We start from the raw sequence: 15,923 nt of genomic DNA on the forward strand, positions 1-15,923 counted from the left end.
TCGCAGTTGGTATCTGTCTGACGGTAAGCTGTGAAAAAGGTTTCGCCTATCGGACCTTGGTCTTAGGACCTGCCGATGGTTCTATGCCCGCATACTGGGCCATCCGCACCAGTTCAGCGACCGACACAACGCCCATTTTTTCCATCACCCGACCACGCTGCACTTTGACCGTTTTGATGGAGGTTCCAAGCTCTGCCGCGATCTCCTTGTTGAGTTTACCAACGATCACTTTTTCAAAAACCTGAAACTCTCTTGGGGTGAGTTTTTGCACACGGTCGCGGGCAGCGATCTGGGTCGCTTGCTGGTGGAGTTTGCCGCCGGATCGAGTCAATGCACGTTCAACGGCGGCGATCAATTCGTTCTCCTCGAATGGCTTGGGAAGGAAGTCCACGGCGCCAGCTTTCATTGCCTGGACACACATGGGGATGTCGCCATTGCCGGTGATGAACACAATCTGCTCGTCGAGTCCTTTGTCGAGAAGGGCCTGTTGTAAGTCGAGGCCAGTTAGTTCGGGCATTCGAACATCAAGGATGAGGCAGGAGGGGCCGTCATGTTTGGGGCGAGCAAGATAGGTCTTTGCCGATTCGAAGGTTTCGGCAGCGAGACCGGCGGAGCGGAAGAGTCGCGCGAGACTTTTGCGGATGGAAATGTCATCATCCACAATGCAAACCAGTTGGATGGTTTCGGTCATACAGTCGCCTCCTCATGGATGGGGACCTGTGCCGGGAGTCGAAGCCAGAAACGTGCGCCGCCGTCGCTCATGTTTTCTGCCGTAAGCGTTCCACCGTGGGTTTCAATAATCGAACGGGCGATGGCCAGTCCCATGCCCATGCCATCGCTTTTGGTGGAGAAGAAGCGCTCGAACACACGATCTTCGTCAGGCAGTCCAGGTCCAAAGTCTCGCACGGAGACCTCTACGGATTCATTGTCCAGGGAGGAGGCAATTTCCACGCGACAAGGCTCGCAGGGGACTCTGCGCATGGCATCGAAGGCGTTGACGATCAGATTGAGAAGGACCTGCTGAAGTTGCACGGGGTCGCCTAGCACAAGAGGCAGGTTCTTTTCCAGATGTGTGGTGATCGCGCAGCCATTGGCCAGGGCATCGGCCCGCACGAGCCGCAGCACGTCGTTGATGACGTCGATCATATCGACTTTGCGCCGTTCACTTGCGACTTTGCGGACCATGCCTTTGATGCCTCGAATGATGTCGCCAGCACGGCGTCCATCGGCTGCGATGTCGGTGAGCATTTCGCGCAACTCGTCGGGATCCATGTCGTCGTGGGCGATGAACCGTTGGGCGGCGCTGGCGTTGGTGACGATGGCGGTCAGCGGCTGGTTGAGCTCATGCGCAAGGGTGGTGGCCATTTCTCCGACGAGGGCAACGCGTGAGAGGTGACTGAGTTCGGCGCGTTGCTGCAAGGCTTCCAGCTCCGCTTGTTTTCGATGGGTGATGTCCATGGAGACACCGAGAAGTTTCACGGTTTTGCCGTTGCCTTCAGCTACACAATGGCCACGCGCGCTCACCCAACGCATGGATCCATCCGGCAGCTGCACGCGGTATTCCATTTCATATTTGCCCCGGGTATCCAGCGCCCGTTTGATTGCGAGTTCGCGCGCGGAGCGATCTTCGGGATGCACCCGGTCAAGGATCGCGGCGTAGTCGAGTTCGGCTTCCGGTTTAAATCCGAAGAGCGCCCGGCCTTGTTCCGTCATCCAGGTGTTGCCTCGAACGTCCCATACCCACATGCCCAGACCGGCGGCGGCGGCGGCGAGTCCCATGCGTTCTTCGCTTTCGGCGAGGGCACGTTCGGCGCGACAGCGGTTGCCGATATTAACAAGCAGCAGGGCGATGAGAATGGATTGAATCAGCACCACTGCCAAGATGCCGGTGATGAGTCCAGGGTGCTCCTCCCACAGGGTAGGCGGTTTGTATTTGATGAGGGCATCGGAGGGAACCAGGGCTTCGGGGATCTTCCATTTTTTGAGCGCCTGCCAGTTGATGATCCATGGGCTGGATGCTGCTTCATTGGGAGTGGGGGGACGACCGTCCAGTCGTGCGACGGCTTCGTTTCCGATCTCCTTGCCATGTGCCGCGTAGTCCATCATCGCACCTCCGATAACTCCGCGTTCCAGATGGTGCAGCGCGACGCTGTAAACGGGCACACTTGAAGCGTTGCTTATTTCTTCCGCGACTCTCGGTGAAAGGCGGGTCTGGCCTGAAGAGTCTCGAAGCATCGAAATGTGAAACACCATCGTGTTCCTCGGCAAATGGCGCACCTGTTCGATGATTTCGGCATAGGGCGTGGTGTCGAGGCGTCGCACCCGCAACTGCGGATACTCGGCCAATGCCGCGAGTGCATCGTGGCCCACTTGTTGGTCAAAGGCGCTGGATCCAAACACGCAAACCACGTCTTTTAGACCGGGTTGAAGTTTGAGCGCCAGTTCGATGGTGCGGCGGAAGTCATAGTTCAGAACCACGCCATTGACGTCTGGCGGTAGCGTGGTGCCTGACAGGAGATGACGTTCAATGCCGCAAAAAGTAACGGGCACTCCGGGGAAAAGTTTTTCGCGATGTTGGATGACGAACTTCAGGGTCTCGAATCCGACCACTATGACCTTGTCGAGCTTCAGACCACCATAGCGATCATGCAGATGCTCCACCTGGCCTTCCGCGTGCTTTTTTGCAGGGAAACGTGCGAAATCAAAATACTCTGAAAACACTTCCACATTCCCCCGTGCAGCAAATGCCTCAACCAACCCTGCGTCGATGGCTTGAATGGCCGGAATTCCGGCCCGTTCGGAATAGAGCAACAACACCCGTTTGGGAGAGGGTTCCGATGCCGATGCGATTCCTATCTGCGCCAGCCATCCGAAGGCAAAGAAAAGAAAGAAGACCTGTGACATCGCGGGGGAGTTTCGACCCATTCGACGACAAATCGGAAAAACTCAATTTTTTATTAGCGATACGCAGCATTGCCTCGCCGAAAGATAAGCAGAATTAATTTATTCACTTTAAATCGTTACCTGGAAAGTTCCTCGCTCAGTGGCTGTCGCCAGCGCAACAACGCTTCCCAAGGGCCTAACTGGGCATTCCAGGCCAAGCCACCTCCCGCCTCACCTGCCGCCAACCGTCCCGCTGACAAAATCCCCCTCCATCGCCCGGTTGCTTTTTGTGCAATCAGCGCGAAACTGCCATGCAAATTCACGCAGGTCCCCGGCTGCATCGTCTCGTGTGAACATATGGTCACTATCCGTGGCGCCCGATCTGTCTGAATAGTAAGCAATCCCACAATGGTCCCACCGCCCGACGCCAGCAAAGACGACAATGCCTCCGTGGCGACCCGATTCTTGGACCGCTCGTCGTCCTCCGGCATTCTTCTCGGCCTGCTTTGCATCGAAGGGCTTGGCATCAAAATCTGCCAGATCACCCTCACCGTCCTTCTCTGCGGCTATTTCCTCATGGCCAACGACTGGATCCAGCTATTGTGGTTCACCCTCACCTGCCCGATCGCTTTTCTGTTCGCTCCGTGGTCAAGAGTATGGCCCTCCATCCAACGCGACCGCTTCCTGCGCTTCGCCGGCTATTTTCTCGTTTGGATGACCGTCAGTTCGTTCCTCGCACAAACCATCAACACCAGCATCGGAGCCCGTGAAGCGGTCGCGTGGCTGTTCGGCACCGCTCTTCTGGTCGCATTTGCCCTCCTCGTCTGGCATTCCGCCCGTGATCTCAGCGCCCTTCAACACACCGGATGGTGGATCGGCATGGGTGCCGCCCTCGCCGCGCTGATCAGCATGCTGATGTTCTACGTGATCCTCCCCGGACACGTTTTCGGCGAACGCCTTTGCAACTGGTTCGTCTACGGCGGACTCAATCCCGTCGCCACCGGTCTGACCTTTGGCTTCGCCAGCATGTGGCTCACCTGCGCCCGCAACGCCATGCAGTCGCGCAACGAACGCCTGCTCGCCTCCATCGCCATCGTCATTCTCATATTTGCCGTCTTTTTCACCCGCAGCCGCGGTGCCGTGCTGGCCCTCATCGCCGGACATGCCGCGTTGATCGCCATCTACGGCCTCCGCGCCAACCGCACGCCCGTTGCCATCTTCGTCGCGATTGCTCTCACCTTCCAAATCTCCGGCCCACTGGTGGCCATGCTCTCCACCAAGCAGGTCGCATCAAGAGTTTCCGTCCAATCGTCCGAGGAATCCCTCGCCACCGGAGCCACCATCATCGCCTACAGCAATCCCGCTCGCGAACTCATCAATCGCGGCGACAACGGTCGATTCGAACTCTACCGCTCCGCCTTCGCCTCACTTCAAGGCCCGCGTCAGTGGCTTTTTGGCATCGGCCAATGGTCCACCGAACACCTCTGGAAACCCTGCACCGGTTGGAATCCGGAACATCTTCACAGCGCCTTCCTGGCCACACTGGTGCACGGCGGCCTCGTCGGCTTTTCGATGCTGCTCGTCGTTTTCTCGATTGGCAGCTACCGTGCCTACCAGCTCGCCAAAGCCGGACAGGGCACCTGGCTCGTCCTCCTCGCCTGCGGCAGCGCCGGCATGCTTTTTGACGGCCAAACATTCAGCACCTTCACCAGCATTCCGCGCATGGAAGTCCTGCTGGTCATCTTCCCTTTGATCGTCTCCGCCTCCGCCTACCATCACCTGATCAACGCCAAGCAGGCTTCGGTAAAAAGCTGATTTATCCTGGCCCGGAAGCCTGCCTCAATAAAGGTAGGCCGGATCAAAAGGCCACAGCCTCGACAGCGAATCCGAAGTCACCCAACCGCGGCTTGGTTGTTCCGTCGGGATCTCCACATAAGTCCAGGCACCCCGTTCATACAAACGACGCACATTGCTTCCCGGCGGCACGTTCGGCATCACTAAACCCGAAGTTCTCGCCGCCGCCGTGTAAGCCCGGGTATCCACCGCCGTCACCGTTGCCAGATCGTGAATTTTTTCAAACGACGGACGCCAATACCAGCCCAACGCCGCCAGCGCCATCCCCGCCACCGCCAGCACCCGGACCAGCATAAAAAACGTCCGTCTCGAAGAACGACGTGGCGAGAAATAATACAATACCACCGCAAACACAAAAATCCACCCCGCCCCCGCCATCAGGAAAAACCACTCCGAACGCGTAAAAAACGCCGCATACTGATCCCGAAACCGGTTGCCCACAAAATTCACACTGCCCGTCCGGTCATGAATGTGCGCAATGTTCTGACGTAACTCCACTGAAGGTTTCGAAAACAACGCCGCCCTCTCATACCAGAGCGCCGCCTCCCCCAAATTTTCTTGCCGGTAATGGATATGCCCCATCAGCTCAAACAAGGCTGGGCTGAGATGTTGGGCCGCAATCAACGCACGGCAGATCTCGCCCGCCTTCTTAAAGTCCCCCTTCTCAAACAGCGCGCGCGCCTCCCGATACTGAACCTCCGGCGACACTTGGGCGCTGTCCTTCTCCGCAGCCAAAACCAGCGTCGGCGACAGCACGCCCATCGCCACCACGCCCACCACAAAGATCATCATCCATCGAACTCTCATCATCATATTCAAAAAAAGTAAAGCCAACTTAAGCCGCTCCCTCCGCCTCACGCAGCACCCGCAAGACCTTCGCACGCTCGTCTTCCGGGACCACCACCGCCGCCGCGTCATGGTCACGACTGTAGTTAAATTGGTGATCCTTCGCGAGCACCTCATCCACCTCTGAACCCTGCAAATGTTTCATCTCAATCCATCGCGCCGCATGATGATAAAACTGCCCCATCGGCTGCTGCCGCGCCTTCAACTGCTTCCACAACAACCTCGCCGGCGCATCCGCTGCATTCCGGCTCCGCTGCACCAAAACCGCTCCACCTTTGGCCAGCAACAGTAACGCCAGAACCCCGCCCGCCACCGCACTACCCGTCAAAAAACGCGGATCGCGCCAAGGAAACGGCTTCGCCGCCAACCATACCGGAGACTCCGACGAAACACTTAAAATGTCGGTCATCCGCAGCGTCGCCTGCGGCACTTTCTCCGGCTGGATCTCCGAAGGTGCCGTCGAACCCGCCGTCGATCCGTCCCCTTGCGGCACCCCCATCAACCCAGGCCTCACTTCCAATGGCAGCGGCGAAGTCCGCAAGGTCACATATTCCTTCTTGGTTGGACTGAAAAAGCTGAACTCATACGACGGCACTTCAGTCACCTGCTTCTGCGGAATGATCACCTGACTGAACCCCACCTGATTCGTCGAGCTTCCCGTCATCACATCCGGCGTGCCCCCCATGTTGAACCGCTTCGATGGATACACCTTCCACGCACCCGACTCCGTCAACGTCGGAGCCACAATCGAATCAAAATTTCCCGTGCCATTGATGGTGATCTCCACCGCGATCGGCTCACCCACCGAAAGCGAGGCCGGTTCCGCATTCATGTTCATCTCAAAATCCCCCACCACTCCAGTAAATCCCTTGGGCCGACCTTCCTCCGGCAGCGCCAGCACGTTCACCTCAATGTCGTTGCTCGGCGGACGCAGCTTCTGCGGCTCCGACTGGGAAAAAATCGGATGCGGAAACGGATTCTCCTGCGTCGGCATCTCCACGATCACCTCACTGCTCGCCGGTCCCAGCTTGAACTTGCCTGGTTTCAACGCCGACACCGTGCTCTTAAAAGTCAGCACGCGATACGGCACCCCGGCCACGTGGGTCACCCCTTCCTCGCCCTGCAACGGGAATCGCTGAATTGCGAAGTTGTCCTTCGGCAGCTCGATCAAACCCACGCGCCGCAAAATCGTCTGCCGATGCACATACAAATTCGCCGTGATCGGCACCAGCTCTCCCACATAAAACTCGCGCTTCTCCAGCTCAATCGACAACAGCGGATCATACTGCGAAAGCTCCGCGTCATTCTTCTCGCTCACCATCAACTCCGTCGCATTGGAGCTCGCCACCGCGCCATTGACCTCCAGCGTCTGTGGCGGAATCGCATAAGTCCCAGGCTTCTCCGCCGTGATCTGCCAGCTTTGGGTATAACTACGCGATACCCGGCCATTGATGATCGTCGTGCCGCTGCTGGTCGATTTCCCTGGATTCGCCAGCTCAACCCCCTCCGGCAATGTCGGACGCTCCATCTCTGAAGCCACCCCACCGTCGACGGTCACCGAAAAAACCGCAAACCCACCCGGACGAATTTTCTGCGGGGAGATTTGCGCATTTACACTGCTCCTCTGCGCCTGAGTTTCGCCGCTGGTCGCCAGCATCAACAACACCCCAACAGCAACCATGGCCAGCCGGATCAGCAACCGCCTGGTCATACTTGATTTCGAAAGAAACGAAGAACTCATCATGAAAACAAAACCCTTAAATAAATCTTACCCAAATTTGCTCTAGTAATCCTTCCCGCCCTCCGGCCTCTCCCTGCGCATCAAATACTGCACCGAATTCTGATCATCTGCGTAGTTGCGCAACTGCGACCGCGCCTCTTGCGGGGAGAAACCCGTCTCCTCATTGCGTTTGGCGTCCGCCATCTCGCCCTCCCCCTGTTTTTGACCCTGCTGCTCTCCCCCCTCGCCGCCTTCACCAGCACTGACCTGACCATCAGGCACCTCCTGCCCTTCCTCCTGCATCGCATCCTGCCCTTTTGATTCACGCTCTTCATCCCCCTCACCACCACCCTGTCCTGGCGGTTGACCTTCCCCTTCACCCTCGCCTTCTCCTTCCCCCTCGCCATTGCCTTTCTGCTTCTGATCACCCTCTTCCCCTTTTTCCTTCTTCTCTTGCTCGCGTTTCTTCTTCTCCTCTTCCGCCTGCTTCTTAAGCTTCTCCAACTGGTCCTTCACAAAGTCATAATTCTCGTGCGTCTCCCTATTCTCCGGCTCGCGCTGCAATGCGGTCCCCAGATGCGCCAGCGCATCCTCCCAGTCCCGCAGCGTTCTTACAATCGCCTCGTCAGCCTGATCCTGTTTTCTCTCTTGCAGCATCTTCGTCGCCACTTCCCGCTCCTTCTTGCCCTTCTCGAAAAGCACATTCCCCAGCGCGCGCAGCGATTTCACCTGCAAATCCCCACGCCTCGATTGCAGCGAACGACTGAACGCCCGCACCGCCTTGTCCTCCTCCCCCAACATCATCTGTGATGCCCCCAAACCATACGCCAGCTCATCCTTCGGCAACCGGCTCTCCTCATCCGACAACAAATCCGCAAACCCTTCCTGCGCCTCCTTGTAATTCCCTTGGCGAAACTCTTCCTGCGCCTTCTGCACCCGCTCATCCACCGCCGCTCCCGCCGTCTGCCCCAATGCCAAAAACAACGCTACCACCGCCGCCGCGCCACGCACATGCACCGCCGCCTGTGGATCCACCGGCAACACCGCACGCGCCCTCACCCGCTTGCGTGACGACGGCCTCATGAACAACGACAGCGCCATGCAAAAAATCCCCGCAAACAACGGCCATTGATACCGTTCCGCCTGCCGGGTCTCCTGTCTCGACCCCGCCTCGTGCGTCTCCAAATTCGCCGTCAACCGTGCCACCAGCGACTGCGTCAAAGCCTGCGACGAAAGTCCCACATACTCCCCGCCCGTGATCTTCGCCACCTCCCTCAACATCCCCGACTCCAGTCTCGAATGCACAATGTTGCCATTGTTGTCCGTCACATAACCACTCGTATTCCCGCCATCCGGATCAGGATCAGGAATCACATCGCCATCCGTCGTCCCCACGCCCACCGGCAGAATCAAAAAATTGCGCTCCTTCGCCTCCCGAGCCGCCTCCAACGTGGCGTCATCCGTTTCCTGCCCATCCGTAAAAAGGATCATCCCATTATGCGTCGGTGCCGCCTTCTCCGTTGTCTCCAACGCCAGCTTGATCGCCGCCGCCACACTGCTTCCCCCGCGCGGAATCGTCGAGTGATCCAATGCCTGAATCGACTCAATCACCGCATCATGATCCGTCGTCAACGGAGCCTGCAAAAACGATCTGCCCGCAAATGCAATCAACCCCACCCGGTCCCCCGGCAGCTTCTCCAAAAGGTCCTGCGCCGCCAGCTTCGCCCGAGTCAACCGGTTAGGCTTCACATCCTCCGCCAGCATCGACTTCGAGGTATCAATCGCGATAAAAATGTTCCTTCCCGACTCCGTCACCTCCCGCTCAATCACCCCATACTGCGGACGCGTCATCGCAATGATCAAAAACGCCACCGCCAGCAACTGTAGTCCAAAATGCAAACCCGACCACACCGGCGACGCCCCACCCAGCAACGACTTCCGCAAACGCTCCGACGAAGCAAACGCCTCCACCGCACGCTGAGCCCGCGCATCCGCGAAAATCTTCAGCAGCGCAATCACCGGCAGCACAAACAGCAGCCATGCATATTGAGGTTCAGCAAATGTCATACTTCAAAATTTATCCTTTATCCTTTCCCTATGCCACCGCTGGCGAAGTCCGCCCCAGCGATTGCTTCCAAATCAAATACGCGCCCGCAAACACAATCCCTGCAAGCACAAACGGTGCAAAAACATCTTTCGTCTCCACCACCTTGCGTGCCTGGATCACCGATTTCTCCATCTCATCGATCTTCTTGAAAATCAGCTCGAGCGCACTCAGATCCTCCGCCCTGTAAAACGCCCCGTTCCCGATCTGCGCCACCTCCCGCAACGTGTCTGGATCAAACTCCTGCCGACCCGAATTAAAAACCTGCCCGTTCGGCATGCGGATCAAGTGCATCCCCGGCGTCCCAATCGAAACCGTGTAAATCTTCACCCCCAGCGTCGCCGCCAAACGCGCCGCATCCTGCGGACTCAACTTGCCCGAATTGTTCGCCCCATCGGTCAGCACCACCATCACCTTGGTTTTGATATCCTGCTGATCCAGCTTCTTCGCCGCCGCCGCGATTCCCGATCCGATCGCCGTCCCGTCCTCCATGATCCCCGTTTGAATCCGGTCCATGTTCTTCAACAACCACTCATGATCCAACGTCGGTGGACACGGATGATACGGCGCCCCCGCAAACGCCACGATTCCAATGCGGTCATTCGGCCGCCCCTTGATGAAATCCATCAACACCCGCTTCGCCGCCGTCAACCGGTTCACCTGCTGACCACTGATATAAAAATCCTGGATCAACATCGACAGCGACACATCACAAGCCACCACGATCCCGATCCCGTCCGCCTTCACCTCATCATAAGACAACACCTGCTGCGGCCGCGCCATCCCCACGATCCCGCAAAACAAACTCGCAAACAACAAACTCAACGCCAAGCCGCCCGACCGACTGCGCGTCGAACTTCCCAAATCCTTCAACAACCCCAACGTCGGAAACGCCATCGCCGGTGCATCCCCCGCCCGACCACGCAACCACGCCAGCAACGGCAAAGCCAGCAGCAACAAAAGCCACCAAGGATTTGCCAGTTGGTAATCGGGAAAAAAAGGAACCTTCATGATTCTGTTAGCACTGGAACCGGCGGCGGCACCTTGGCCTCCAAAGCAACGATTGCCGACTCCACCAGTTCTTTGACATCTTCACGAGCCGAAAGTTGAGGCGCAAATGCCAGCCGGTCATGCACCTCCGCCAGCGGACCAAATCTCGACCTCACCTCCAGGCTCGTCTGCTTCGCGCCCTCCCCATACAGCTCCTCACTCGTCCGGTAAGGCGCGGGCACCTCATACTTCAATTCCTGGAACTCCCGCAAAATCATCGACACCCGATGCGCCACCTCCCCCGGCTCAAGTTCATCCATCTCCGCCTTCAACTTCTCCATCTTTGCCAGCGCCGTCCTCAAAGCCTCAGGCTTCTTGACCGGTCTCGGTGCCCTCTCCTTGAACAAAACCCACAACAACAACCCCACCAAAACCAGCCCGCCCAAAATCAGCAACACCACCATCCACCACACCATCGGCTCCTTGATCGGCGGCAACTCGGTAATCAATTCCGGATGCGGATACTCTTCCTCCTTTGGCTGTCCACTTCCCGGTCCCATCGGCATCTGCGCCAAGGCAAAACTCATCCCCCCCGTCATCATCAACAGGATCATCAACCACCAACATGAAAAACGACTCTTCATCAAAGGCATCAACATCAACGACGTTTCCTTGACCTGAAATAACTCCGCAAAGCCGGAAGGTAATCCGTGTCCGTGCGGATCGACACATGCTCCACCTTGTTGCGACGCAGCGTGCCCACCAGCATCTCCTGCATGTCCCGCACCCGCTTCGCATACACCGACCTCACCCCCGGTGCCGAGGTATTCACAATCATTTGCCGACCCGTTTCCGGATCTTCCAAACACACCCGACCCACATCCGGCAGCGTCAACTCGCGCGGATCCACCAACTGCACCGCCACCACATCATGCTTCGCCCCCACCGCCCGCAACGCCTTCTCCCATGACGGCGGCTGAACCGCATCGCCACTCATCACATTCTGCGTCAGAAAATCCGAAATCACAAACACCAGCGCCCGATGCGGAATGCGGTTCACCGCCAGATCCAATGCCGGTTCAATCGCCGTCTTCCGGCTCCTCGGCGCATAATTCAAAATCTCCCGCACAATCCGCAACGCCTGCGCCGAACCTTTCCTCGCGGGCAGATAAAACTCCACCTCATCCGAAAACATCGCCAGCCCCACCTTGTCCTGATTCTGCTGCGCACTGAAAGCAAACACCGCCGCAATCTCCGCCGCCCGCTCCCGCTTGCTGTCATCCCCGCTGCCATAATCGCCCGATGAACTCACATCCACCAACAGCAGCACCGTCATTTCCCGCTCCTCCACATACTTGCGCACAAACGGCTCATTCATCCGCGCCGTCACATTCCAGTCGATGAACCGCACATCATCCCCGGGCTGATACTCACGAAAATCATCAAACTCAATCCCCTGGCCCTTGAACCGGCTGTGATACTGCCCACCCAACGTCTCCTTCACCAACCCCCGCGTGATCAACTCAATCCGCCGCACCCTTTTCAGGATTCGCGTGATCGAATCTTCATTGGAGGGTTTTGCGCTGGCCATTTCGAATCGTAAATCTCTAACCTTAAATCCTAATCTTAAATCAGCCGACCCCGTCGGCTCAAGGCACCTCCACCTTGTCCAGCAACTGCTCCACAATGTCCTCCGTCGTCACCCCTTCCGCCTCTGCCTCGTAGCTCAATAGAATACGATGCCGGAGAATGTCCGGAGCCAGCGACTTCACATCATACGGAATCACATAATCCCGGCTCTGCAAAAACGCGTTCGCCTTCGCCGCCAGCGCCAGGTTGATCGTCCCACGAGGCGAAGCCCCACAGCGAATCAAGTTCTTCAAATGCGGCGCGATCCGCTCCGGATGACGCGTCGCCTGGATGATCGACACAATGTAATCCTTCACCTTGTCATCCAGATGAATCCCGTTCACCAGCGCCCGGCTTGAAGCAATCTGCGTGATCTGCATCACCGGCTCCACATCCAGCTTTGGCTTCGAAGTCGCCATCCGCTCCAGCACTTCACGCTCCTCCTCCGGCGTCGGATAATCCACCTTCACCTTCAACAAAAAGCGGTCCAGCTGCGCCTCCGGCAACGTGTAGGTTCCCTCCTGATCAATCGGGTTCTGCGTCGCCATCACCATGAACGGATTCGGCAGCGTATACGTCGTCTCCCCGATGGTCACCTGACGCTCCTGCATCGCCTCCAGCAACGCACTCTGCACCTTCGCCGGAGCCCGGTTGATCTCGTCCGCGAGCACCAGGTTCGCAAAAATCGGGCCCAACCGCGGCGAGAAATTCCCCTCACGCGGATTGTAAATCATCGTCCCCACCACGTCCGCCGGCAACAAATCCGGCGTGAACTGAATCCGCTGAAACCGTCCATGCAAACACGCCGCCAAAGTGCGCACCGTCAAGGTCTTCGCCAAACCCGGCACCCCTTCCAGCAACACATGCCCGTTGGTCAGCAGCGCAATCAGCATCCGGTCCACCAACTGATTCTGTCCCACCAGCACCCTCGCGATCTCCGCCCTCAACGGTTCCACCCATGACGAGGCAGCTTCAATTTGTTGAGAAGTGACAGCAGGTGTCCCGGGAGAAGTCGTTTCGGCAGTATCCATGTGGCAAAGTTCAGCCTACAAAGACAACGCGCACTACGCGAGCGTTTGATAAGAAAAAATCACGGCGCCACGATTTCCTCATCCGCCAGCGCCCGCGTCGACAAAGCCCGCTGCCAGACATAACGCTGAAACAGCACCTTTAACGCCGCCGTCATTGGCACCGCCAGGATCGCCCCCAACAAACCACCCATGATCAGCGACCACGCAAACACCGAGAAAATGACCGTCATCGGATGCAGCCCCACGCTTTCCCCCACGATCTTCGGCGTGATCACCAACCCGTCAATTTGCTGCACCACAATGAAAATGATCGTCACCACCAAGGGCAGCACCCACCACGGACCTGTTTCCGACACAATCCAGCTCCCCCCCTGCAACGACGCAATCAACACCGCCGGAATCCAGCACACAATGATCCCCAAATACGGAATGATCCCCAACAAACACAGCAACAACCCGATAAACCACCCGAACTTCACCCCGATGATCACCAACCCCAGCCCCGTCGCCACGCCGTTGATGATGCTCACCACCAACTGACCCCGGAAGAACGCGATCAAATACCCATTGATCTCCCCCAGCGCACTCACCACCTCATCCTTAAACTCCGATGCCCGCAGCGGCACATAATGCGACCAGCTCTCCGCAATTTTCGGCCCCTCCGTCAGGAAATAATAAAGATACAACGGCACGATCACCATCGACAAAATAAAACCAAACACCCCGAGGAAACCACCCACACTCTTCCTCACGAACTCCCACAAATTGCGCCCCACCTGCGGCAGCGTATTGCGCAGCCATTCGCCACTCATCAAATCCTGCAACGTGTAATACTTCGCCTCATCTCCCTCCCCCGGCAGGACAAAACCAATGTCTCCCGACTGCCGCTCCTGCTCCTCAGGCGTCTTCGGCCCGTGCAACTCCACCCCATCCGGCGTCGTCTCACCCACTGGCGTCGGTGCCCCCCAATGCAGCAAATCCACCCCGTATTTCTCCCGCAGCTGCGCATTCCGATCCTGCATAAAACCCTGCACCGCCCGGCTCCCCTTCTGCAAATATCCTTCACTCCTCACCTTGCTCTCTTGATCCACCGTCCCAAACAACGCCATGGCAAACTCGCCCGTCTGCTTCTCCACCGCGGGCACAATCAAAAACAGCACCCCAACAAACGCCGCCGTCACCGATAAAAAAACCGACAGCACTGCATACTGACGTTTCATCTTCCACTGCACCAACTTCGCCACCACCGGCTCCAGCAGATAAGCCAGCACCCCCGCCACCGCGAAAGGAATCAGAATCGGCTGAAGAAACGCAATCACCCGCGTCCCCATGTAAATAAACCCCACCAGCAGCACCCCCAGCACCGTGATCGACAGCGCCGTGATGGCCGTCCACAACGTTGATCGCTGAAACGTGCTTGGGATCTTCTTCATCGTGCCACGATGCTACCCAACCCATCGACCAACACAAGCAGAAGCTTTGTCACCCCTCCCCAAGGAGAGGCGATCTCCAGATCGCCTTCCCATCATCCCCAGCCGAAAACCAAGACCCAATGTCCTAACCCTCACCCCATCAGTGCTTCACATCTTTCGGCACATCCAGCTCCTTCGGCGGCCAGAACGCCACCGCCAGCAACAACGCCGCGCCCAACGCGAAACCTGTCGGCCACAAAAACAACGTCCGGTAATCCACCACGCCGTCCACCGTCAACTTGGCCTGCAACGGAATGAAAAACCACTTCGCCGCCAGATCGCCAATCCCCAACACCAGCAGATTGAACAATCCCTGCGCACTCGACCGCACATCCTTCGGAAACGCCGCATCAATAAAGATATACAGCGTCGCAAAGAAAAACGCATAACAAATCCCGTGCAACGCCTGCACCAAAATCAGCATTTCCATGCTGTTTGGCATGAACGCAAACACCGCAAACCGCGCCGCATGCCCGAGAATCCCAATGATCATCGTCACCTTCCACCCCATCTTCCCAAGACACCACCCGAGCATCAGCATGGTCACAATTTCCGCAATCTGACCAATGCTCATCACCGGCATGATCCACTTGTCCGGAATTCCCACATTTCTCAAAAACCCGTCCGCCACCAGGAAGTAACCATTGTGAATCGTCGAATCGATGAACGTCACGATAAACAACACCAGCAAAAACGGCAGCGCCAGAAACTTGCCCGCCCGCAACCAGGCAAACCCTCCCTCAGCATCACCCTCGACCGCCTTGCGTGGCGGTGTATGAGGCAGCGTTAGACAAAACGCCGCCAGCAACAACGACGCGCCGCCGCTCACCAAAAAGATGCTGTTCCTAGCCATGATCGCATCCATCCCCTCCTTCGTTCCGAGAATGAAATAAAACGGCCACGCCGCCAAAATCCAACCGACCGTCCCCCCCATCCGCACGAGACCAAACTCCTTCGTTGGATTCCTCAAATTCGCAAACGCCAGCGAATTCGCCACCGAGATCGTCGGCACATACAACAGTGAATGAATCAGCATCAGCGCAAAAAACAGCGGGAACGACGTCACCCAATACAACGACAGAATCGCAATCCCGCCCACCAGATGACTGAACGCCATGAACCGTTCCGCCGAGAAATTCCGATCCGCGAACTGATTGCTAAAAAAGATCCCCACCACCGACGCAATCGCAAACGCCGTCCCCACCCAGGCCCGTTGCTCGCCCGTAAAACCCAATCCCTGTTCCATATACCCCCAGATCAGCGGCAGCCACGCCCCCCAGATAAACAACTCCAAAACCATCATCAAAAACAGCTTGTTGCGATGCGGAGAAACAGATGAAGTGCTCATAAAATCAATACAGCCAGCGCGGCAGGTCCCGCATTATGCAAAACCA

12 protein-coding genes are annotated in these 15,923 nt (G+C 57.4%); 1 reads left to right on the forward strand and 11 read right to left on the reverse strand.

What is annotated here, in order from left to right:
- Window positions 1–46: 46 nt before the first annotated feature.
- Window positions 47–691 (reverse strand): response regulator transcription factor, encoded by a 645-nt coding sequence (locus tag FEM03_RS05075; protein WP_138085105.1) that lies wholly within the window; start codon window positions 689–691, stop codon window positions 47–49.
- Window positions 688–2,904, reverse strand: a complete 2,217-nt coding sequence (locus tag FEM03_RS05080) for a sensor histidine kinase (RefSeq protein ID WP_166442636.1) — start codon at window positions 2,902–2,904, stop codon at window positions 688–690. Before FEM03_RS05080 ends, FEM03_RS05075 begins: the two co-directional genes overlap by 4 nt.
- Before the next feature lie 387 nt (window positions 2,905–3,291).
- Between FEM03_RS05080 and FEM03_RS05085 the strand changes: the two genes are divergently transcribed.
- The gene (locus FEM03_RS05085) at window positions 3,292–4,698 is read left to right on the forward strand and encodes an O-antigen ligase family protein (RefSeq protein WP_138085107.1); all 1,407 of its coding nucleotides are present in this window, start codon (window positions 3,292–3,294) and stop codon (window positions 4,696–4,698) included.
- Window positions 4,699–4,722: 24 nt separating this feature from the next.
- Here FEM03_RS05085 and FEM03_RS05090 read toward each other — a convergent pair whose 3' ends face one another.
- The 9 genes from FEM03_RS05090 to FEM03_RS05130 form a co-directional block, all read right to left on the reverse strand.
- A complete protein-coding gene (locus FEM03_RS05090) occupies window positions 4,723–5,550 on the reverse strand; it encodes a tetratricopeptide repeat protein (RefSeq protein ID WP_138085108.1) in 828 nt (275 codons plus the stop codon).
- Between the two features lie 22 nt (window positions 5,551–5,572).
- Window positions 5,573–7,327: a BatD family protein gene (locus FEM03_RS05095; RefSeq protein ID WP_138085109.1), complete on the reverse strand. Its 1,755-nt coding sequence runs from the start codon at window positions 7,325–7,327 to the stop codon at window positions 5,573–5,575.
- 39 nt (window positions 7,328–7,366) lie between these two features.
- A complete protein-coding gene (locus FEM03_RS05100; protein ID WP_138085110.1) occupies window positions 7,367–9,370 on the reverse strand; it encodes a vWA domain-containing protein in 2,004 nt (667 codons plus the stop codon).
- Between the two features lie 28 nt (window positions 9,371–9,398).
- Complete coding sequence (locus FEM03_RS05105; RefSeq protein WP_138085111.1) at window positions 9,399–10,418, reverse strand: VWA domain-containing protein; 1,020 nt, start codon at window positions 10,416–10,418, stop codon at window positions 9,399–9,401.
- The gene (locus FEM03_RS05110; protein WP_138085112.1) at window positions 10,415–11,041 is read right to left on the reverse strand and encodes a hypothetical protein; all 627 of its coding nucleotides are present in this window, start codon (window positions 11,039–11,041) and stop codon (window positions 10,415–10,417) included. Before FEM03_RS05110 ends, FEM03_RS05105 begins: the two co-directional genes overlap by 4 nt.
- 14 nt (window positions 11,042–11,055) lie before the next feature.
- Window positions 11,056–11,988, reverse strand: coding sequence for a DUF58 domain-containing protein (locus FEM03_RS05115; protein WP_138085113.1), 933 nt, complete (start codon window positions 11,986–11,988; stop codon window positions 11,056–11,058).
- Window positions 11,989–12,046: 58 nt separating this feature from the next.
- Entirely contained in the window at window positions 12,047–13,057 is a 1,011-nt protein-coding gene (locus tag FEM03_RS05120) for an AAA family ATPase (RefSeq protein ID WP_138085114.1), read from the reverse strand.
- A 59-nt stretch (window positions 13,058–13,116) separates the two neighbouring features.
- Window positions 13,117–14,490 carry an AI-2E family transporter gene (locus tag FEM03_RS05125; RefSeq protein WP_138085115.1) on the reverse strand — a complete coding sequence of 458 codons (1,374 nt, stop codon included), beginning with the start codon at window positions 14,488–14,490 and terminating at the stop codon, window positions 13,117–13,119.
- 139 nt (window positions 14,491–14,629) lie between these two features.
- Window positions 14,630–15,877, reverse strand: coding sequence for a nucleoside permease (locus FEM03_RS05130; RefSeq protein WP_138085116.1), 1,248 nt, complete (start codon window positions 15,875–15,877; stop codon window positions 14,630–14,632).
- Window positions 15,878–15,923: the final 46 nt, after the last annotated feature.

The organism is Phragmitibacter flavus, assembly GCF_005780165.1.
Taxonomy (GTDB): Bacteria; Verrucomicrobiota; Verrucomicrobiia; order Verrucomicrobiales; family Verrucomicrobiaceae; genus Phragmitibacter; species Phragmitibacter flavus.